Source organism: Streptomyces sp. NPDC007164, from assembly GCF_040634135.1.
Lineage (GTDB): Bacteria > Actinomycetota > Actinomycetes > Streptomycetales > Streptomycetaceae > Streptomyces > Streptomyces sanglieri.
In genome coordinates, this window is record NZ_JBEYFB010000053.1 from 1 (window position 1) to 21,495 (window position 21,495).

Sequence of the window (21,495 nt, forward strand, 5' to 3'; positions counted from 1 at the left end):
ATGATCAAGAGAGTCCGCACGGGCCGCTACGCGGCAATCACACAGTTGCCGAACCCCTAGCGTGACCAGCAAAAACGCCAACTACCCGGCCTTGGGCCAAGGCCCAGGACCAACGCACCCCAGTTCACGCTCCCCTTCCCCGCCAGCCACGCGGCTTTCGGAACCGGCTGGTACGACACCGGGACCGGAAGCACCGGCTACCTGTACGAGGTCACCGCTGTCGTCAAGGCAGGCGACTCCCACGCCACCGCCTACAGCTTCAAGACGGACTGGCTGACTGCATCCCTCGTCGGCAGAAGAACCGGAGCAGCCTGCCGGATAGTTCTCACGGTGATCAGGGAGCGGCTCGAACTGTCACGCGACGTCAACAACCTTGATTTAATGGGGAGTTCCGTTGAAATCCAGGAATGGGGAATCGGGACCATCACGCCACGACCCGGCGGGATCGCCCGATCCCAGAACCGGGGGAAATATGGACGCATGGGACAACTCTTCGGTTCCGCCCGAGCAGCCACCACCGCAACAACCACCTCCTTCCCAACGGGACTCACCACCAAGAGGTCGTACGTGCTGCCGTCGTACTTCCGCCCGCCAGCGGGTTCAGGCGTGGACCACCAGCCACAGCGGTGAGTTCGCCGCCTGCGCTGCCGCGGGTGGCCGAGACGGCGTCGCCTACGCCCTCGATGTCGGCTGCAGCCCGGTCGTCGCCCCGCACGGAATCGCCGGCGAGGCGCGCGGTGCCCTGCGCGAGGCCGGTGCCCGGGTGGTCACCGAACCGGCCTGGCGAGTGGTGTCCGCGCTGCTGACCGTCGCCCGGCTCACGGCCGGGCCGTCCGCAGCCGGACAGCATCTTCCGGTCGCGTCGATGGCCTCGCCGCCTGCGGCGGCTGCCGCACCAGGTCACCCTTGTCGCGCTCTGCCTGACCGAGGCGTCCGCGCTGCGGACTGTCCGCCGACTGGAGTCCCACGCCGATGCGGTGGTGATCCCGACCGCGAGCGAAGCCCTGCACGGGGCTACCGCGCTGTTGGGGCGTCATCCACACCTTCGGTTCGTCCACGAGGTGGTCACCACCGAGGACATCGTCGTGCCACTGCTCGGTCGGCTTGCGCGCACCGGCGATCCGGTTGCTCTCGCCGATGCCCTGGCGCCACAGCTCGCCAGCCGCTTCCGCTGCCCGGCTCCGACGCAGCCGGCCTGCCGGGGGTACGTACGCCAGCTGGGCAGGCCGGCTTCCTCACCCGCTCCTTCGCCTCCCTGCACGCGAAGGAGCCCTGAACGCTGAACGCGCCTCCCCTCCGATTGCCGTTGTCGGCCCTGTCGAGCCGCCTCTGCTGGTCGCCAGGGTCCGTCACTACCGATGCCCGGACATCGAGCGCTTCCTGATCGCTGGTCCAGGTACACCTGCGAGTCGAAGCGCGTACTGCGGAACACCGTCGCCGCGCCGAACCACACCTTCCACCGGGTGCCCGCCGAACCGGGCATCGCAGGAGCAAACCGCGCGAGGGAACCCGCTGCGTGATGCGGAACGATCGGATCGTTCGGCTCCCGCAAGGCAGCGGTTCGCCCGGAACGGAAACCGCCGAGTGTGTCCCATGAACTCGACCACCGGCCAAGCGGGTTCGAGACCTTCACCCAGGGCCGAGAGCCGCCGGGCAGGGTTTGTTCCTTCAGCGGTACGGCCGTTGGCAGCCGGAACCGGACAGTTCGCCGCTGTCTCCGTCCAGTTGCAAACATGAGCCAGAGTGCAGGTTCCGGCACGAGAGGGGATCTTCACCGGTTGGCTGGTATTCACTGGTGCCCCGTTGTCCGGAACGCCGGACTGGACGTACCGCGGGCAGGGTGCCAGGCACCTGCCACGTTTCGAGACTGGGTGGGGTATGTCGCTGCGCAGCGATCACATAGCTGTTGTCGGAATGGCCGCACGGTTCCCGGGCGCCGATACCGCAGACGAGTTCTGGCGGAACCTCTGCGACGGTGTGGAGTCCGTCGAGTGGCGTACTCCCGAGGAACTGCGCGAGGCAGGGGTGTCCGAGGCCGAGTGCACCTCGGACAAGTACGTATCGGCCTCGTACTCGGCGTCGGAGCTCGACGGCTTCGATCCGGGGTTCTTCGGCCTCACCCAGCGCGAAGCCGAGATCAAGGACCCCCAGCACCGCCTGTTCCTGGAACTCGCCAACACCGCCCTCGAACACGCCGGTTACGACCACCGTCGCATGACGCGGCGAGTCGGGGTCTTCGGTGGTACCGCGAACAGTCCGTACCGCGAGGACTACGTCTACGAGAACGCGGCGGTCATGCGGGCCACCGGCGCCATGAGTGTCACCGTCGGCAACTACCCGGACTACGTCGCCCCGCTCGTCTCGTACAAGTTCGGGTTCCTGGGGCCGAGCATCTCCATCTACACGGCGTGCTCCACCTCGCTCGCCGCCGTTCACCTGGCCGCGCAGAGCCTGCGCAGCGGTGAGTGCGAGGTGGCCCTGGCCGGTGGCGCGCAGGTCGATCTTCCGCTCGGCTCCGGCTACATGCACGTCGAGGGCAGCATCTACTCCGCCGACGGGCATGTGCGGCCGTTCGACGCGAACGCCAGCGGCACGATCTTCTCCAACGGCGGCGGCGTCGTGGTGCTGAAACTCCTGGAGGACGCCCTCAAGGACGGGGACACCATCCACGCCGTCATCCGCGGCTCCGCCGTGAACAATGACGGTGACGACCGGGCCGGGTTCACCGCCCCCGGTGTCCACGGTCAGACCGAACTCATCCTCGACGCGCTCAGTGACGCCGAGGTCGACCCGCGGACCATCGGATACCTGGAGGCCCACGGCACCGGCACCGTGGTCGGGGACCCCATCGAGCTCAGCGCCATCACCGAGGCGTACGCCCAGCACACCTCCGAGCGCGGCTTCTGTGCCCTCGCCTCGCTGAAGGGCAACGTCGGACACCTCGGTCCGGCGGCCGGCATCGCCAGCCTGATCAAGGCGGCCTACGCGCTGCGCGAGGGTGTCCTCCCGGCCAGCATCAACTGCACCGAGCTCAACCCGGCGCTCGAACTCGACAAGACCCCCTTCCGTCTCCAGCGCGAGACCACGCGCTGGGAGCAGGACGGCACCCCGCTGCGTGCCGCGATCAGCTCCTTCGGCATCGGCGGCACCAATGCCCACGCCATCCTGGAGCGGGCGCCGGAGCCCCCGGCAGCGCCCGAGGACGAGCAGGGCGAGGAGAGCGAGGAGCAGGCGTACCACGTGCTTCCGGTGTCGGCGCGCAGTGCGGACGCGCTGGAGCGGGTCGTTGCCGACCTGACCGCGCATCTGGAGACCGAGGGCGGCAACCTGGCGGATGTCGCGGGTACGTTGCAGAACGGACGCGGCCGGCACGACCACCGGCGTGCCGTCGTCGCGACCACCCCCGAAGCGGCCGTCGCCGCCCTGCGCCGTCAGGGGAACCCCGCCCTCACCGTCGACGGCCGGGGCGGCAAGCAGCAGGAGGTCGCCTTCCTCTTCCCGGGCCAGGGGGCCCAGTACCCGGGCATGGCCCTGGGGCTGTACCGCACCCAGCCCGTCTACCGGGAAGCGCTGGACCGCTGTGCGGATGTGCTGTCCAAGGTGCTGGATGTTGAGGTGCATGGGGTGCTGCATGTCGAGGGTGAGGGTGAAGGCGGTGCTGCTGCGCGGCTTGCGGAGACCCGGATCACTCAGCCTGTGACCTTCGCCGTCTCCTGGGCCCTGGCCCAGCTGTGGCAGTCCTGGGGGATCAGCCCGGCGGCCATGATCGGGCACAGCGTCGGCGAGTACGTCGCCGCCACCCTCGCCGGTGTCCTCGAACTGGAGGACGCCCTGCGGCTCGTGGCCGGTCGCGGCGCGCTGATGCAGGAGCTGCCGCGCGGCGCGATGCTCGCCCTGCCGCTCGACGCGGAGGCGGTCCGGCCGCTGCTCGACGACCCGGAGCTGGCCGGCGAGGTCCAGCTCGCCGCGTCCAACTCGCCGTCGGCCAGCGTGGTTTCGGGCACCCAGGAAGGCGTGGACAAACTGCGCGAGATCCTGGCGGAGATGGGGCTCCAGGCGACCGTGCTGCGCACGTCGCACGCGTTCCACAGCCAGATGATGGACCCGGTCCTGGAGCAGTTCCGGGAGCTCGTCGCCTCGGTCCGGCTGTCGGCGCCCACTCTCCCGTACATCTCGAACGTCACAGGTGACTGGATCACCGAGCAGGAGGCCACCGACCCCGACTACTGGGTCCGGCACCTGCGCGGCGAGGTCCGGTTCGCCGCCGGGCTGGACACCCTGGCCCAGCGGGGCGGGCTCGCGCTGCTCGAAGTCGGGGCGGGACAGGCCCTGTCGTCCTTCGCTCGCCAGCACGCCATGGTCGACGGCGGCCAGATCACCACCGCCCAGACGCTGCGTTCCCCCGGCAAGAAGGTCGACGACGGCGCCTTCGTGCTGGCCGCCGCCGCCCGGCTGTGGGCCTGTGGCGTGCCCCTCGACTGGGACCGGGTCACCTGCCGCCCGTACCGCAAGGTGCCGCTGCCCACCTACCCGTACGAACGCCGCCGCTGCTGGGTCGACCCGGATCCTGGCACCGAGTCCCCGCAGAGCGCCCTGGCGCGGCAGGAGGGCTTGAAGCCGCCGCTCCAGGCCCCGCTGTACGTGCCGGTGTGGACCGAGTCGCCGCACCAGCGGCACCGGGCGGGCAGCGCCCTCGGCGAGACCTGGCTGGTCATCACGGACGACGACGCGCGAGGCCATGAGCTGATCGACGCCTGCCGGGCGACCGGCGCGTTCGTCACTCCCGCCGTCAGCGGCTTCGGCTTCTCCGACGACGGTGATGGTTACGTCGTCGACCCGGACGACGTGACGAGTGTGCGGGAGCTGCTGGACGCCGCCTGGAGTGCGGGGCAGGCGCCGGACCGTGTGCTGTACGCGGCAGGCGTGTTCACGGCCGCCGACGAGGTGACGCCCGCGCTCGCCCAGCGGACCTACGACCGGCTGCTCCACCTCGCCCAGGGCCTGACCCGCGCCGCCCCCGAGAAGCTCGACCTGCTGGTCGTGACCGACCGGGCCCACGCCGTCACCGGAACCGAGAACACCGTGCCCTACGCCGCCACCGCCCGCGGTCCGGTCATGGCGATCTCGACCGAGGTGACCGGGGTGCACGCCCGGCACCTCGACGTACAGACCACCGACGAGCCTGGCCGGCTGATCCGGAACATCGTGCGCGAACTCGGGCAGGACACCGACGAGCACGTGGTCGTACGCGGCGCGCGCCGCTGGGTGCGGGACCACCGTCCGATCGACAACGAGCCGGCGGAGTCCACCCTGCTGCGGGACGAGGGCGTGTACCTCGTCACCGGTGGTCTGGGCGGCATCGGGCTGGAGATCGCCCGGGATCTCGCGGCCCGGCACCGGGCCCGCCTCGTCCTCGTCGGACGCAGGGCCCTGCCCGCGCCCGAGGAGTGGGACGCGGTCCTGGCCGACCCGGAGACCGGTTCGGAGACCCGGCGGCGCATCCTCGGGGTGCGGGACCTGGAGTCCCTCGGCGCCGAGGTGCTGGTGGGGACGGCCGACGCGGCGGACGAGGCCGCCATGGCCGCGGTCGTACGCGCCGCACGGGAGCGCTTCGGCCCGATCAACGGGGTGGTCCACGCAGCCGGGCTGGCCGGTGGTGCGCTGATGGAGATCCACACGCCGGAGGCCGCCGAGCCGGTCCTCAGTCCCAAGACGGCCGGAACGGTCCTGCTCGACCGCCTGCTCGGCGACGAGCCCGACTTCATCGCGCTGTTCTCGTCGGTCATCTCCATCTGCGGCGACTACGGCCACTCCGACTACACCGCCGCCAACGCCTTCATGGACGCCTTCGCCGCGTACCGCGACGGCTCCGGCCCGTACGTCGTGTCCATCAACTGGGCCGGCTGGAGCGAGGTCGGCATGGTGGCCGACGGCAACCTGTCCCAGGGCATCAAGGAACTGGTGCGTGCCCGCAGCATCCCGCTCGGCCACCCGCTGACGCACCGCCGCTACGACGACGACGTGACCCTGCGCGAGTACGAGAGCGAATTCCGCCCCGGCTCCCACTGGGTGCTCACCGACCACCAGCTCGACGGCGTCGGCGTCATGCCCGGCACCAGCCTGCTGGAGATGGTCCGCGAGGCGGTGCGGGACACCACGGACGCCGAGCACGTCACCCTGTCCGAGGTCATCTTCATCGACCCGCTCGCGGTCCCCGACGCCACGGCCATCCGGATCCAGCTCACCCCCGACGGCGACGACAGCTGGGGCTTCGAGCTGACGGCCCACAGTGTCGACGGCGGCGGTGGCCGCCGCGTGCACTGCCAGGGCCGGGCAGGCGTCCACACCGGCGCCGCACCCGCCGCGGTGGACCTGGACGCGCTGCGCACCTCGCTGCGGGAGGCGGACCTCACCGGTCTCGACGAGTCGGAGGTGGGTGTCATGGCGTACGGGCCCCGCTGGGACGTCGTCACCTCCTACTACCACGGCGAGGGCGGTCAGGGGCTGGCGGAGCTGACGCTGCCGCAGGAGTTCCACGCCGACACCGAGGGACTCGTCATCAACCCGTCCCTCCTGGACCGGGCCACCTCCTTCGGCACGGGCGGTCCCGACGATCACAACTACCTTCCGTTCACCTACCGTTCCGTCACCGTCCTGCGTCCCATGCCGACGCACTGCTGGGCCGTCCAGCGGGTCCACAGCGACCCGCAGCGCCCCGACTTCCTGGACGTCGACGTCACCGTCACCGACGAGACGGGCCGGCCGTGCGTGGTCATCGAGGGCTACACGATGCGTTCCGTACGCCTCGACTCCACGCAGTCCGCCGGCGGCGCCCAGGCACCGGCCCGGTCGGAGCCCTCGCAGCGGCCCAGCGACCGGCTGCGCACCGTCGAGGGCCAGGAGATCTTCCGCCGCATCCTGGCCCAGCGCCCCGGCGCGCAGGTCGTGGTCTGCCCCGAGGGGCTGTTCAGTCGCCTGGCCCGGTCCCGCTCCTTCGGCACGGCCGAGCTGAGCAAGGCCGGGACCTCCTTCGCCGACGGCCAGGCCGCCCGCACCCTCGACACCCCGTACATCGCGCCGGAGACCGAGGTCGAGCAGGTCCTCAGCCGGCTGTGGGGCGAGGCCCTGGGCGTGGCCGAGGTCGGCATCGACGACGAGTTCTTCGCGATCGGCGGCTCCTCGCTCGTCGCGGTGCAGCTCATCGCACGCATCGCCGACCGGCTGACGGTCCGTCTCTCCGTCGCCGACCTCTTCGAGTACGTGACCGTGCGGGCCCTGGCGGGCTTCGTCGAGTCCCGGCTGGTCGAGGCCCTGGGGAAGATGAGTGACGAGGAGGCCCAGGCAATGCTGGGGCGCGGAGAGAAGGCATGACCACCGGTATCGGTTCTCTTTCCCCGGCGAAGCAGGCGCTGATCGCCGAACTGCTGGCGGGCGGGAACACCGCTCTCGCCCGTCGGCAGGGGCCGGTAGCCTCGGGTACCGTCCCCGACGAGGTGCCACTGACCCCGGCCCAGGAGCGCATCTGGCTGGCGGACCAACTGGCCGGCGACACGCCGCTGTTCACGCTGGGATTCACCGCCCGCCCGGATCAGCGCATCGCGGTCTCCGAGGCCCGGCTGCTGCTGGAGAGCCTGGTCTCCCGGCATGCGGCGCTGCGTTCACGTGTGGTCGTCACCGACGGCGGGCCCGTCATCCGGTTCCGCCCGGCGAGCGACTTCCGCGTCGAGCACTTCGAGCTGGGCCCCGAAGCCGACCCCGCGACCGCGCGGCGCCTGGCCGAGCTGGAGCGGGAGTGGCTGGGCCACCGGTTCGACCTGACCGGGGAACCCCTGTTCCGGCTGGGTCTCATGACCTTCCCCGATGCCATGCCCCGAGTGCTGGTGGCCGTCCACCACCTGACGGTGGACGCGGTATCGCTCCAGGTCATCCTGATGTTCGCGCTGACGCGCGGGGCCACCTCCGGCCCGGGGCTCGACTATCCCGACCTCGCGGTGTGGGAAGCGAGCGCGGAGCGTAAGGCACACCGCAGGCGTCAGGTCGAGGAAGCCGTCGCCGCCCTGTCCGGCGCGCCGGATCCGGTGTTGCTGCCGGCCGACCTGGCGCCGCCCGCCGAGCCGGACTTCTCGGCCGGGATCCACGACATCGCGCTCCCCGTCGAACTGGCGGACCAGGTGCGGGAGACCGCCCGGCGGTCGGGCCTGATGGACCAGATGGTGATGCTCGCCGTGTGGGCGGTGCTCGTCGCCCGCTGGAGCGGCCGGTCGGACCTGGTGTTCGGCATGCCCGTCTCGGGGCGCGACTCCGACGGGTCGCTCGGGGTGGTGGGGCTGTTCATCAACACCATGGTGCTCCGTGTCACCGTGTCCCCCGAGGAGTCGGTGTCGGCCCTGTTCGAGCAGGTCCGCTCGCGGATCACCGAGGTGCTGCGACACCAGGACGCCCCCTTCAACGAGGTGATGGCCGAGGTCTACGGGCGGGGCTCCCGGATCGGCGTGATCTTCAACAAGTACGCCGTCGACCCCGCGTTCTCCGGGCTGGAGGCGGGCCTGCCCCGGACGGTGGCGGAGAACGGTGTGGCCCTGGAGATCTCCGACGACGGGCGCGTGATGCGTCCGCGGCTGATCTTCCAGAAGGAGTGCTACAGCGAGGAGAGCATGGCCGCCCTGGGCCGGCGCTACACCGAACTGCTGCGCGCCGCCTGCGCGCGACCGCAGCAGACGGTGGGCGCGCTCGGCACGCGGGCGGCGGCGGCCCGGCTCCCCGAGGCTCCGGCCGTCGCGCGGGAGCGGGCCACGATGGCGGAGCTGCTGGGCCGCCACGCCGGACGGGCCGCCGTACAGGCGGATGGCGAGACGCTTTCGTACGGCGAACTGCGCGATCGTGTCAGCTCGTTGAGTGACCGGCTGCTCGCGGCGGGGGTCCGGCCCGGACAGACGGTCGCGGTGCGCACGACGCGCTCGGTGAACTCCTTGGTAGCGCTGCTGGCCGTGCTGGATGCCGCAGCCGTGTACGTACCCGTTCCCCTGGACACCCCACCGGGCAGGAGCGAGCAGATCCTTGCCTCCGCGCGCCCGAGCGTGCAGATCACGGAAGCGGAACACAACGGTGCGCCGACGGAGCTGGCGATCACACGGGAGAGCGTCGGTGAGGGAGCTTCCTCTCGACTGCTTGTCCCAACCGCCGAGTTGTGTGACCGGGTGAGTGGGTACTGCCTGTACACCTCCGGGTCCACCGGGCGCCCCAAGGGCGTGCTCGTCCGGCGCGCCGCGCTGCTGGCCCACGCCGCATCGGCGGCCGTCGCGTACGGCATCACCGAGGATGACCGGTACCTCCAGTTCTCGGGGCACGGCTTCGACGTATGGATCGAGCAGGCCGTGGTGGCCCTGACCGCGGGGGCCACCGTGGTGCTGCGGGGCGACGACCTGTGGGACCCGGCGGACTTCGCGGCCGAGGTGGCCGCCCGCCGGATCACCGTGGCCAACCTCCCCACTCCGTACTGGCACGAGCTGTGTGCCCGGGGGAGTGCGGTCCTGGAGCCGCTGGCCGAGGGGCCGCTGCGTGAACTCCTCATCGGGGGCGAGGCGTTGGACCAGGGGGCGCTGGACACCTGGTTCGGCCATGTCTCCGCGACCCCACGGCTCAACAACGTCTACGGCCCGACGGAGACCGTCATCACCGCTGTGCACGGCGGGCTGGGGCCGCAGGACGCGCGCTGGACGTGTGTGCCGCTGGGCACGGCGATGCCGGGCCGCCACGCCCATGTACTGGACCGGGCAGGTCGTCCGGTGGAGGACGGCGCCGTCGGCGAACTCTTCCTCGGCGGACTCGTTGCCGAGAGCTGTCCGGACGATACCCGCACCACGGCCCTGCGCTTTCTGCCCGACCCCCACGCGGGCGGCGGGCAGCGGATGTACCGCACCGGCGACATCGTGCGCCTGCGCCACGACGGCCGCCTGGAGTTCCGGGGCCGCCGGGACGGCCAGGTGAAGCTGTCCGGCATCCGTACGGAGCTCGGCGAGGTCGAATCCGTACTGCGCAGGCATCCGCAGGTCAACGAGGCCGTGGTGCTGCTGCGTACGCAACCGCAGCCCCATCTGGTCGCCTGGGCCCGGTGCGAGGCGGGGACCGCCGTGGACGGGGCCGAACTGCGCGCCCTCGCCGCCGCCCATCTGCCGTCCGCCGCCGTCCCGCGACGGATCAGGGTCACCTCCGCGCTCCCGCTCACCTCAGGCGGCAAGGTCGACCGGGCGGCGCTGCGGGACGCGGCGGACCAGGAGGCTTCGTCCACACCTCCGGCGCCCGCGGACACGGCCGACGACATCACCGGTGAACTGCTGCGCATCTGGGGCGAACTGCTCGGCAGGGCGGACATCCGGGCGGCGGACGACTTCTTCGCGCTCGGCGGCAGCTCCCTGCTGGCCACCCGGGTGGCCGCGGTCTGCACCGAACGCTTCGGCCGCCGGGTGTCCTTGGCGACCGTCTTCAACAACCCCGTTCTGCGTGAACTGGCCGCCCACATCCGCCGGAGCCCGGCGAGTGACCCCAGGACCGAGAACACCGCCGCGGACGTCCTCCCGGAACCGAGGCGTCCTGAGGCCGGCACCCCCGTCACGCTCTCCGCGGCACAGCGGCGGTTCCTCTTCCTGTCCCGTTACTCCGCCGAGGCACAGGCGTACAACATCCCCATCGGCCTGCGGATCGACGGGCCGCTGGATGTCGACGCCCTGGCCGGTGCGGTCCACGACGTCCTGAGTGCGCACGAGTCCCTGCGGCTGTCCGTCCGTATGACGGCGCAGGGGCCACAGGGCCGTGTCCTGCCGGTGAGCGGGTACAAGGTGCGGGCGGATCTGGAGCCGCGCGGGTGCGACTCCTGGGCACAGTGCCGCGAGCAGGTGGCCGAACTGGCGGCGCTCCCGATCGACCTGGCCGAAGGGCCGGTGCGTACGGCGCTGCTGTTCGACGGCAGCAGCCACCTGTTGCTGCTGTGTGTGCACCACATCGCGTGCGACGGAGAGTCCGTCGAGACGATCGTGCGCCAGCTCGTAAGCCGCTGCGTGGCGCGCACTGCGCAGAACGCCCCGCGGGACATCTCGCATGGCGCGGAGCCGATGCCCATGGCTGTGCAGTACAGCGATGTGGCCGGACGGCAGGAGGCCGAGCTCGCCGCGTCGGCGGCCGGCATGCTGCGGCGCCGGGCGGCGGCCCTGGAGGACGTACGCCCGCTGGAGGCGCTGAGCCCACGGGACGGCTTCGACCACAAGGGCGCGGTCACCGAGGTGGCCTTCGAGAACGACGCGCTCACCCGCGCCGCCGCCCGGACCGCCGTCACCCCGAACGCCGTCATGGTCGCGCTGTGGCAGCTCGCCGTGTACTGGTGGACGGGCCAGGACGGCTTCGCGGTGGGGCTGCCGGTCTCCCTGCGCACCCGCGAGGACCAGCACGAGGTGGTGGGCCCGCTGCTCAACAGCATCGCGGTGAAGGCCCACTTCCCGGCCACGGGTTCACTCACCGACCATGTCAGGCACACCCAGCGCCTGCTGGCCGAGGCGTACGAGGACAGCTCCCTGCCGTTCGAGCAGTTGGCCCGCGAGGTCGCGCCGGAGCGCGACACCGCCGCCATGCCGCTGTTCCAGACCCTGGTCGCCTGGGAGGGCAGCCGGGGCGAGGTGAGCATCGGCGACACCGTGTTCCGCGCCGAGGAGCCGGACTCCCGGACCACTCAGTTCCCGCTCGTGCTGGAGGTGTACGAGGAGGGGGAGCGGATCAGGACTCAGGTGCGCTACAGCACCACCCTGGTCGGGGACGCTGCCGCCCGCTTCCTCGCCCAGTCGGTCGGCGCCCTGCTGCGCGTGCTCGACGAGGACCCGCAGCGGCCTCTGCCCGACCTCGGCATCGACGACGATGAGCCGTCCCCCTACGCAGACGAGCCACCGGCCGAGAGCTTCCGTTCTCTGCCGAGGCTGATCGCGGACCTGCCCGGTGACCGGCCCGCAGTGTCGGACGGCCGCCGGGAGCTGACCCATGCCCACCTCGAACTCGAAGTCGCCCGTGCGGAGGCCGAGCTGACGGCCATGGGGGTCAGGTGTGGTGACCGCGTGTGCACCTTTCTGCCCAGGACCGCCGAAACGGTCGTCGCCCTGCTGGCGATCATGCGCTGCGGCGCCGTGTACGTGCCCGTCGACCGGCGGACCCCGCGCGAGCGCGTCCACCACATCGTCGAGCGGTCCGGTGCGTCGGTCGTCGTCGTGCACGCCGATGACGCGTCGGCGGCCGGAGAACTCCCGCCGTACATACGTGTGTTGCCCCTGGAGGCACGGGAGGCGCGGGACGCCACCGGGGCGCCGCCGGTGTCCGCCCCGGCCTTCCGGGCGGTGCCGGGCGGTGCCGCGTACCTCATCTTCACCTCCGGATCGACCGGTGTCCCCAAGGCCGTGGTGGTGGGACACGGGGAACTCGCGGCGTTCCGCGACGCCATCGCTCCCACATGGGGGCCGGACGAGACGCTGATCGCGGTGACCACGGTCGGGTTCGACGTGTCCGTCCTGGAGCTTCTGGTCGCCCTGTCGCTGGGCGCCCGCGTGGTGCTCCACGACAGCGGCCCGGTCTTCGACCCCGCCGGACTCGCCGCGCACATCGACCGGGTGCGGGCCACCCGTATGTACTCGGTGCCCAGCCTGTGGGAGCAGCTGCTCGCCACCGACGCGGACCTGGCCGGAATGACCGGTGGCTGCGGTGGCGAACCGCTCAGCCCTGCTCTGGCCGAGCGCGCCCGCCGCCGGGGTGTGCGGCTGCACAATCTCTACGGGCCGACGGAGACGGTCATCTGGGCCACGGATCAGCCCGTGGACGACCTCCTGCCCCAGCGGATGACGGCGCAGGAGACCACGGGCCGGCGCGTCCCGGTCGGGCGCGCCGTGCCCGGAGTCGTCCCCCATGTGCTCGACCAGTGGCTGCGGCCCGCGCGGACGGGCGCCGAGGGGGAGCTGTACATCGCCGGCCGGACCGTCGTGCAGGGGTACGACCAGGACCCCGCGGCCACCGCCCTGCGCTTCGTGCCCGACCCCTTCGGCCCGCCCGGTGCGCGGATGTACCGCACCGGCGACCGGATGCGCCGGCTCCCGGACGGGGCCCTGGAATTCCTCGGCCGCGTCGACGACCAGGTCAAGGTGCGGGGGTTCCGTGTCGAGCCAGGCGAGATCGAAGCCGTGTTCACCGGGCATCCTCAGGTACGGGAAGCCGCCGTGGTCGTCCGCGACGGGCGCCTGATCGCCTACGTGGTCCCCGGCGACGGGAAACCCACGCAGGAGGAGGTGCGCGGATACGTCGCCGAACGGCTGCCCGCGCACATGGTTCCGGCGGTCGGCTTCATCGACGCCCTGCCGCTCACCCCCAGCGGGAAGACCGACCGCAAGGCGCTGCCGGACCCCCGGCTGTCCGAACCGGAGGCGGACGCACCGCCCGCCGATGTGGTCGAGCGGGTCCTCGCGGAGATCTGGTCCGGCACGCTGTCCGTCGCCGCCCCGGGACGCGAGAACAACTTCTTCGACCTGGGCGGGGACTCCATCAGCGCCCTGCGCATCGTCGACCGCATCCGCCGTGTGCTGCGTACCGAGCTGTCCGTGACGGACGTCTTCGAGGCCCAGACCATCGCACAGCAGTCCGCGAAGATCCGCGCGGCCAACCCGAACGCCGAGCGCATGGCGAAGGTGGCCGAACAACTGCTCCTGTCCGCAAAGGCGAACCAATGACCGACGTCTTCGACGATCCCGAGTTCCTGTGCCTGCTCGACGCCGAGATGCAGGCTCATGGACTCGACCAGGCATCCGTCACGGATGCCGGAGCAGTTCCGGGCGGCAGCGCTCCGGACGCCGCCTCCCGGCTGACCCGGGCCGAGACCCGGCTGTGGTTTCTGCACCGCCTCGACCCGGACAGCGCGGCGTACAACATCGCGGCCGGTGTGCGTCTTTCCGGACCGCTGGACGTCCGGCGGCTGTTCGACGCGTTCTCGGCGGTGGTCTCCCGGTACGAAGCCCTGCGCACGGTCTTCGAGGACGAGCGGGGCCGTCCCCGGGCCCGGGTCCTGGGCCCGCAAGACCTGTCCCCGGAGACGGTCCTCGGTGAGGACTTCGTCTCACCGGAGGAGGCTCATCAGTGGCTGGCCGGGCAGGCCCGCCGCCCGTTCGACCTCGCGGGCGGCCCGCTCGCACGGCTGGCGGTGGCCCGCGCCGCGGAGAACGAGTACCTGGTCTGCCTCTGCGTCCACCACATCGTCGGTGACGGCGACAGCCTCGACCTGATCACCGCGGAGATGTTCGGGCAGTACGCGGGCGCCCCGGCGGGGCCCGTGGTCCCGCGCCGGGTGACCGGACCGGCACCGGAGACGGAGCAGCGGGAACTGGACTGGTGGCGCGCGAGGGTGGCGGACGCCCCCACGGTCGTCGAACTGCCCTCGGATCACCCGCGCCCCGCAGTACAGGGCAACAACGGACGCCGCATCGAGCGCCTGCTCGACGCGGAGCTGACCTCCGGCATCGCCGGGTTCGCCCGCGAACTGCGCGTCACCTCCTCGTCCGTACACCTGGCGCTCTACCGCTACCTGCTCCAGGTCCTCACCGGCGAGCGGGACCTGCTGATCGGCTGCCCCGTCACCACCCGGCGGGCCGAGGACGCCCCCCACGTCGGGAACTTCGTGAACATGGTGTGCTTGCGCGCACCGGCCGCGGACGACCCGCTCGTACGCGAACTCGTCGCCCGGGAGCACCGCTCGACGAGTGAAGCGGTGTCCCACCGCGACCTGCCTTTCGAGCGGCTGGTGGAGGCCCTGGACATCGAACGGGAGCGCAGCCGGCCGCCGCTCGTCCAGGCCGTGTTCAACCACCGTCGTACGGAGACCGGCGCCGGGGGGCTGCCCGGCGGGCTCTTCGCCGAACGCCTCGAAGTCGACCTGGGCATCTCGAAGTTCGACCTGACGCTCACCGTCGAGGACGCCGCCGACGGCACGCGGCTGTACCTGGAGTACGACAGCGACCTCATCCGGGCCACCACGGCCCGCTCCTGGCTGGCCTGTTACGAGGCGCTGCTCACCGGGGCCGTCGCAGCCCCCGACGCACCCCTGTCCACGCTCGGATTCGGCGCCCCGGCGCCGCTGCCCGTCGGCACCCGCCACACAGCGCCGCGTCTGGGCCCGCGCGGCATCGTCGGCTGGTTCGAGGAGCAGGCCGCCGCCCACCCGGAGCGCGAGGCCGTCGTGCACGGCTCCACCCGCACCGGCTACGGCGAACTGAACCGGCGGGCCGAGGCGCTGGCCCACCGCATCGGCCGGCGGGCGGCCGACCCGCGCGTCCCGGTCGCGGTCCTGACCCGGCGCGGCACCGACCTCGTCGTGGCAATGCTGGCGGTGGCCAAGGCCGGGCTCACCGCGCTGCCGCTGGACGAGGAGCACCCGAAGCTGCGGCTGCGCTCGCTGCTCCAGGACGCGGGCTGCACCGTACTCGTGGGCGATCCCTCCCTCGCGGAGTGGGCCGGAGCAGGCCGCCTCGACGTCATCCCGCCGGACGGTCCGGAGGACGACCCAGCGGCCCAGGGCTTCGAGCCCCGCCCCGTGACCTCGGACACCCCCCTCTACCGCATCTACACCTCCGGTTCCACCGGCGCCCCCAAGGGCGTCACCGTGACCCACGGGAACCTCGCCTCCCTGCTGGCCGAGGGCCGCGCGGCACTGGGGTACGGAGCGGCCGACCGGTGGACGCTGTTCCACTCGATCGCCTTCGACTTCTCGGTCTGGGAGATCTGGGGCCCGCTGACCTCCGGCGGCACCGTCGTGGTCGTCGACCGGGACACCGCCCGCGCCCCCGACCGGTTCCTGAGGCTGCTCATCGACGAGCGCGTGAGCGTGCTCAACCAGACCCCGACCGCGTTCGACTCGCTGGTCCACCTTTGGGCGGGCACGCACGCACCCTTCCCCGCCGCGCTGCGCACTGTCGTCTTCGGCGGCGAGGCCCTCAGGCCGGCCGCGCTGCGGCCCTGGTTCCGGCTGCCGGTCGCCGACCTGCCGCGGCTGGTCAACATGTACGGGATCACCGAGACGACCGTGCACGTGACCCTGCGCGAGATCACCAGGGAGGACGCGGACCGGCCCATGACCGGCAGCCTGATCGGCGTTCCGCTGCCGCACCTGGCCGCCTACGTGCTCGACCCCTGGGCGCGCCCGCTGCCGCCCGGCATCCCCGGTGAGCTCCATATCGGCGGCAAGGGCGTCGCCCAGGGCTACGCGGGACGGGATGCGCTGACCGGCACCCGGTTCGTACCGGACCCCTTCGCGGCCGACGGCAGCCCGATGTACCGCACGGGCGACCGCGTCCGGCTCCTCGCCGACGGCGAACTGGAGTACCTGGGCCGCGTGGACGCCCAGGTGAAGGTGCGCGGCTTCCGTATCGAGCCGGGCGAGGTCGAAGCGGCGGTGGCCGCCCACCCCGCCGTGGCCGCGACCGGTGTGGTCGCGGACGAGGGCCGGCTGATCGCCTTCGTCGTGCCCGCGCACGACGGCCTGGACGCCGCGGAACTGCGGGCCCACCTGGCGGACCGGCTTCCCGCGCACATGGTGCCCGTCCTCGCCATGGCCACGGACCTGCCCCGGACGGTCAACGGCAAGCTGGACCGCCGCGCGCTGCGGGAGAACGCCCGGAAGGCACAACTCGCCGACACCGTCCGGTCCGTGTACCGGGCCCCCCGGGGAGCGTCCGAAGAGGCCATCGCCGCGATCTGGGCCGAAGTGCTCCAGAGCGAGCGGGTAGGGGCGGAGGACAACTTCTTCGAGCTCGGCGGCGACTCCATCCGCGCCGTACAGGTCGCCGCACTCGCCCAGGAGAAGGGGCTGGGGATCTCCGTCGCGGATGTCTTCGCCGCCCAGACTGTGGCCGAACTCGCCGCGCTGGCAGGGGAGTCGGCCGCACAGAAACACACCGGCACCCGCCCCTTCGAGCTGACCGACCCCGCCGACCGCCCGCTGCTCCCCGAGAGCTGCGAGGACGCCTACCCGCTCACCCTGCTCCAGCAGGGCATGGTCTTCCACCAGCTCGACGACGCCGCCTATCTGAACGTGACCGGCGTCGCGGTGCGCGCGGCACTGGACGAGGGCCTGCTCCGCGCCGCCGTGCGCCATGTCATGGCGCGCCACGCGGTCCTGCGTACGTCCTTCGACCTGTCCGCCTACAGCGAGCCCCTTCAGATCGTCCACCGCACGGTCGAACCACCGGTGACCGTGGTCGACCTGCGGGACCGGAACGGGGCGCCACCGGCTCACGACGACGCCGCCGCCCGCGTGGACGCGTGGATGCGCCAGGAGCGGGGGCGGGCCCCGGACCTCGGCCGCGCTCCGCTCTTCCGCATCACCGTGCACCGGGCGGACACGGACCTGTTCTGGTTCTGCGTCACCGAATGCCACGCCATCCTCGACGGCTGGAGTTTCACCTCGACGGTCTCCGAGATCCTCGGTACGTACGGAATCCTGCTCACCGGTGGCGAGTTGCCCGCCGCCGAGGCCCCCGCGACACTGTTCCGCGACTTCGTGGCCGACGAATGCAAGGCCCTCGACGACCCGGCGGCCCGTGAGTTCTGGAACGAGGCCCTGGCCGGCGCCGAGCCGCTGGAGCTGCCCGTCCGGCGCGGCGAGCGGTCCGCCGCCGCCGAACGCCGCGTCGTCCCGTTGCCGCTCGACGTCCAGCGGGGCCTCGAACGGCTCGCCGGCCGGCTGGGAGCCCCCGTCAAGGACGTCCTGCTTGCCGCGCATGTCGCCGTACTCGCCCTGTGGACCGGCCGGGACGACGTGCTCACCGGCCTGGTCGTCAACGGCCGCCCGGAAACGGCCGGAGCCGAGGACACCCGGGGCATGTACCTCAACACCCTTCCCGTGCGGCTGCGGACGGCGGGCCTCACCGGCACCACCCTGGCCAAGGAGTGCTTCCGGGCCGAGACCGCGCTGCTGCGCCACCGCACCTACCCCGGCGCGGCACTGGAGCGCCGCAGCGCACACGGCCCGCTGATCACGGCGGTCTTCAACTACACCCGCTTCCACGCCCTCGGGGAACTCCACAAGGACGAACCGGGCTCGTCGGCGGTCCGGCTCTCCGGCGAGTTCCAGGAGATCGCCCCGACCAACTATCCGCTGTACGTCTCCTTCGACCACGGAACCGACGAGGCGCACGGACACCTGGCGCTCCTCATGGCCGCCTCCCCGCGCCACTTCGCACCGTGGGAGACGGACCAGCTGGTGGAGCTGTACCGGTCGGCGCTGAAGTGGCTGGCCACCGAGCCCGAGGAGCCGCTGTCCTCCCGCCATGTCCTCGGACCGGGCGCGCGGCGCACGGTCCTGAACGAGTGGGGCCGGGGCTGGCCCGGCGCTCCCTCCCCGCTCCCCGTTCCGGACCGCATCCGCGCCAGGGCGGCGGAGCGGCCCACCGCTCCCGCCGTCACGGACGCCCGGGGCACGTACTCGTACGCCGAACTCGCCGAGGCCGCGGCCCGGATGGCGGACGGCCTGCGCGCCGCGGGCGTCAGGCCGGGCGACCCGGTCGCCGTCTGCCTGCCCCGGTGCATGGAGCTGATCGCCGCGGCCGTCGCCGTATGGCAGTGCGGTGGTGTGTACGTGCCGCTGGACCCCGCGCAGCCCGCCGCCCGCACCGGGCTGATCGGCGAAGTGGCCCGGCCGCGCGCCGTCGTGGTGGACGCGCGGACCCTGCACCGGGTGCCGCACGGCGCCACCGTGGTCCGGGCGGACACACCGGCCGAGGCGCAGCCCGGCGCAGCCCACGCGGCCGTGCTTCCTGAGGCCGTCGCGTACGAGATGTTCACCTCCGGCTCCACCGGGCGCCCCAAGGGAGTCGCTGTCTCCCATCGGGCGCTGGCGGTGTTCGCCGATGCCGTGACCGGGCAGTGGAGCAGCGCGGACAGCGTGCTGGCCGTCACCACCGCCGGATTCGACATCTCGATCGTGGAGCTGCTGCTCCCGCTGACAGTGGGGGCCCGTCTCGTACTGCACGACACCGGTGGCGTGCTCGACCCGGACGCCCTGATGACGGCCCTGCGCACCGCCGGAGCGAGCCTGTTGCAGGCCACCCCCACGGTCTGGGGCGCGCTCGCCGACGCCCAGGGCGACCTGGCGGGCCTGCGCGGCTGGTGCGGCGGCGAGGCGCTGCCCGCTCCCGTCGCCGAGACCCTGCTCGGGCGCGGGGTGCGCCTGGAGAACTGGTACGGCCCCACCGAGACCACCATCTGGTCCACGGCACTGGAGGTGACGGACGCCCACCTGGACCGTGGTGTGGTGCCGATCGGCCGTCCCCTGCCCGGGGAACGGATGTACGTGCTCGACGAGGCGCTGCACCCGGTGCCCGCGGGCGTCGTGGGCGACCTCCACATCGGCGGCGGCGGCCTGGCCCAGGGATACGTGGACCAGCCGGGCGCGACCGCGGCGCGCTTCGTCCCGGACCCGTTCGCGGGCGACGGCACCCGCATGTACCGCACCGGTGACCGGGCCCGGTGGCGCACCGACGGCGTGCTGGAATTCCGGGGCCGCGACGACGACCAGGTCAAGGTGCGCGGCGTACGCGTCGAGGTGGCGGACGTCGAGTCCGTCGTACGCTCCCATCCGGCCGTCCAGCAGGTCGGCGTCGTCCTGCGCGACGACCGCCTCATCGCCTGCGCCACCGCCCGGCCGGACGCCGAGGACACCTTTGACGCGGCGGAGGTACGCCGCCACGCGGCCCGGACCCTTCCCGCTCCGGTGGTCCCGACGGTCGTCCGCGTCGCCCGACTGCCGTTCAACGCCAACGGAAAGGTGGACCGCAAGGCGCTGCGTACCGTCGAAGTCGCCGACGACCCGGGCCGGGGTACTGACTGCGCGGAGCACGTCGAGCCGCGGACACCGATGGAGGCCCGGCTCGCACGCGTCTGGCAGGACGTGCTCGGCGTCAGATCGGTGGGCCGGACCGCCGACTTCTTCGATCTGGGCGGTGACTCGCTGCGGGCCCTCAGGCTGGTCGCCAAGGCGGCCGGCCAAGGCATCACGCTCAGCCCGGCCGACCTGTTCCGCCACCCCGTGCTCGCCGACCTCGCCGCCGTGGCCGCCGCGGCGGGCCCGGCCCCCGCGACCGCGTTCGACGACGGCCCGGGGCCGGTGCCGATCCTGCCGAGGGCCCGGGTGTTCTTCGAGCGGACCGGCGACGATCCGGCTCTGGAGCAGATGTGCCAGTACCTGGAGCTGGATACGGAACTGGCCCCGGAGGCGGTCCGCACGGCCCTGGAGTGGGTCGCGCGGCGTCACAGCGCCCTGCGCATGCGCTGGCAGCGCACGGCGGGGGGATGGCGGCAGTACGTCGCCGAACGGCCCGACCTCGTGACCTTCCAGGTCCTCGACCTGCGGGAGCTGTCCGAGGACGAACGCGGCGAACGGCTCGGGGAGTTCGAACACACCGTCCGGGCGGTGACCGCACTGGAACACGAACCGCCGTGGTCGGTGACGCTGGTCCGGCTGCGCCCCGGCCGCAGCAGGCTGCTGTTCGCCGTCCACCACCTCGTAGTCGACGGCTACTCGTGGCAGCAGTTGCTGGAGGACTTCCACCACGCGTACGAACGAGCAGCGCTCGGCGGGGAGTTGGACGATGCCCCGGTGACGGGCTTCGCCGCCTGGGCCCGCGCCTCGGTCGCCGCCGCGCACCGCCCCGAGGTGCAGGAACTGGCCGGGCACTGGGCGCGGGTGCTGGACGGGTTCCGGCCCGTTCCCGTGGACCACGATCCGGGGCCCCCGACGCGCGGTGAGCAGCTGAAGCTGCCGCTCTCGCTGGCCCCGGCCGCCACCGCCCGGCTGCGGGAACTGCGCGACGACGAGGGCCGCCCGCTGCTGGAGGCCGTGCTGGCCACCGCCCTGGCGCGGGCGTACCACCGCTGGGCCGACGGCCGGCCCCTGCTGCTCGGCGTCCTCACCCAGGGCCGGGACGGGTACGGCGCGGTGGCGGGCCCCGAGCCCGACCCCAGCGGTGCCGTCGGCTGGTACACCGGGATGTTCCCGGTCCGCATCGACGCCGTACCGGAAGAGACATCGCACGACGCCCTGCGACGGGTCGGCGGACTGCTGCCCGGCCGCCCCCTGCTGCGCAACTCCTTCGGCCTGCTGCGCTACCTCGCCGACGGCACGCCCGGTGCGCGGGCACTGCGGCAGCTGCGCCAGCCCCAGATCCACCTGAACTACTACGGAGAACGCTCGCCGAACCCGCTGCTGACCCAAGGGCCGTTCATACGCCCCCTGGACCCGCCGCCAGCAACCATGCAGGACGCCGAGGCTCAGCCGGAGGCACTCATCGAGTTCGTCCTGGAGATCGTCGACGGCGCACTCGAAGGCTCCGTGTGCTACAGCAGCCAGCACTTCACCCGCCACCGCGTCGCCCAGTTCTCCGCCTGCATCCAGCAAGAGCTCACCGCGCTCGCACAACTCTGAGAAGGTGC

Annotated in this window: 3 protein-coding genes; all 3 read left to right on the top strand. The window is 72.3% G+C overall.

The features are described 5' to 3' along the window. Positions 1-1,878 precede the first annotated feature (1,878 nt). Genes ABZ622_RS35960 through ABZ622_RS35970 form a run of 3 tightly spaced genes read left to right on the top strand, consistent with a single transcriptional unit; the run spans position 1,879 to position 21,487 of the window. Positions 1,879-7,371 carry a beta-ketoacyl synthase N-terminal-like domain-containing protein gene (locus tag ABZ622_RS35960; protein ID WP_360550609.1) on the top strand — a complete coding sequence of 1,831 codons (5,493 nt, stop codon included), beginning with the start codon at positions 1,879-1,881 and terminating at the stop codon, positions 7,369-7,371. After that, positions 7,368-13,748, top strand: coding sequence for an amino acid adenylation domain-containing protein (locus ABZ622_RS35965; RefSeq protein WP_360550611.1), 6,381 nt, complete (start codon positions 7,368-7,370; stop codon positions 13,746-13,748). Before ABZ622_RS35960 ends, ABZ622_RS35965 begins: the two co-directional genes overlap by 4 nt. Next, entirely contained in the window at positions 13,745-21,487 is a 7,743-nt protein-coding gene (locus ABZ622_RS35970) for an amino acid adenylation domain-containing protein (protein WP_360550613.1), read from the top strand. Before ABZ622_RS35965 ends, ABZ622_RS35970 begins: the two co-directional genes overlap by 4 nt. Positions 21,488-21,495: the final 8 nt, after the last annotated feature.

Excerpts from the sequence above, each read along its gene's own strand:
- ABZ622_RS35960 (WP_360550609.1), top strand. The coding sequence starts at position 1,879 with ATGTCGCTGCGCAGCGATCACATAGCTGTTGTCGGAATGGCCGCACGG.
- ABZ622_RS35965 (WP_360550611.1), top strand. The coding sequence starts at position 7,368 with ATGACCACCGGTATCGGTTCTCTTTCCCCGGCGAAGCAGGCGCTGATC.
- ABZ622_RS35970 (WP_360550613.1), top strand. The coding sequence starts at position 13,745 with ATGACCGACGTCTTCGACGATCCCGAGTTCCTGTGCCTGCTCGACGCC.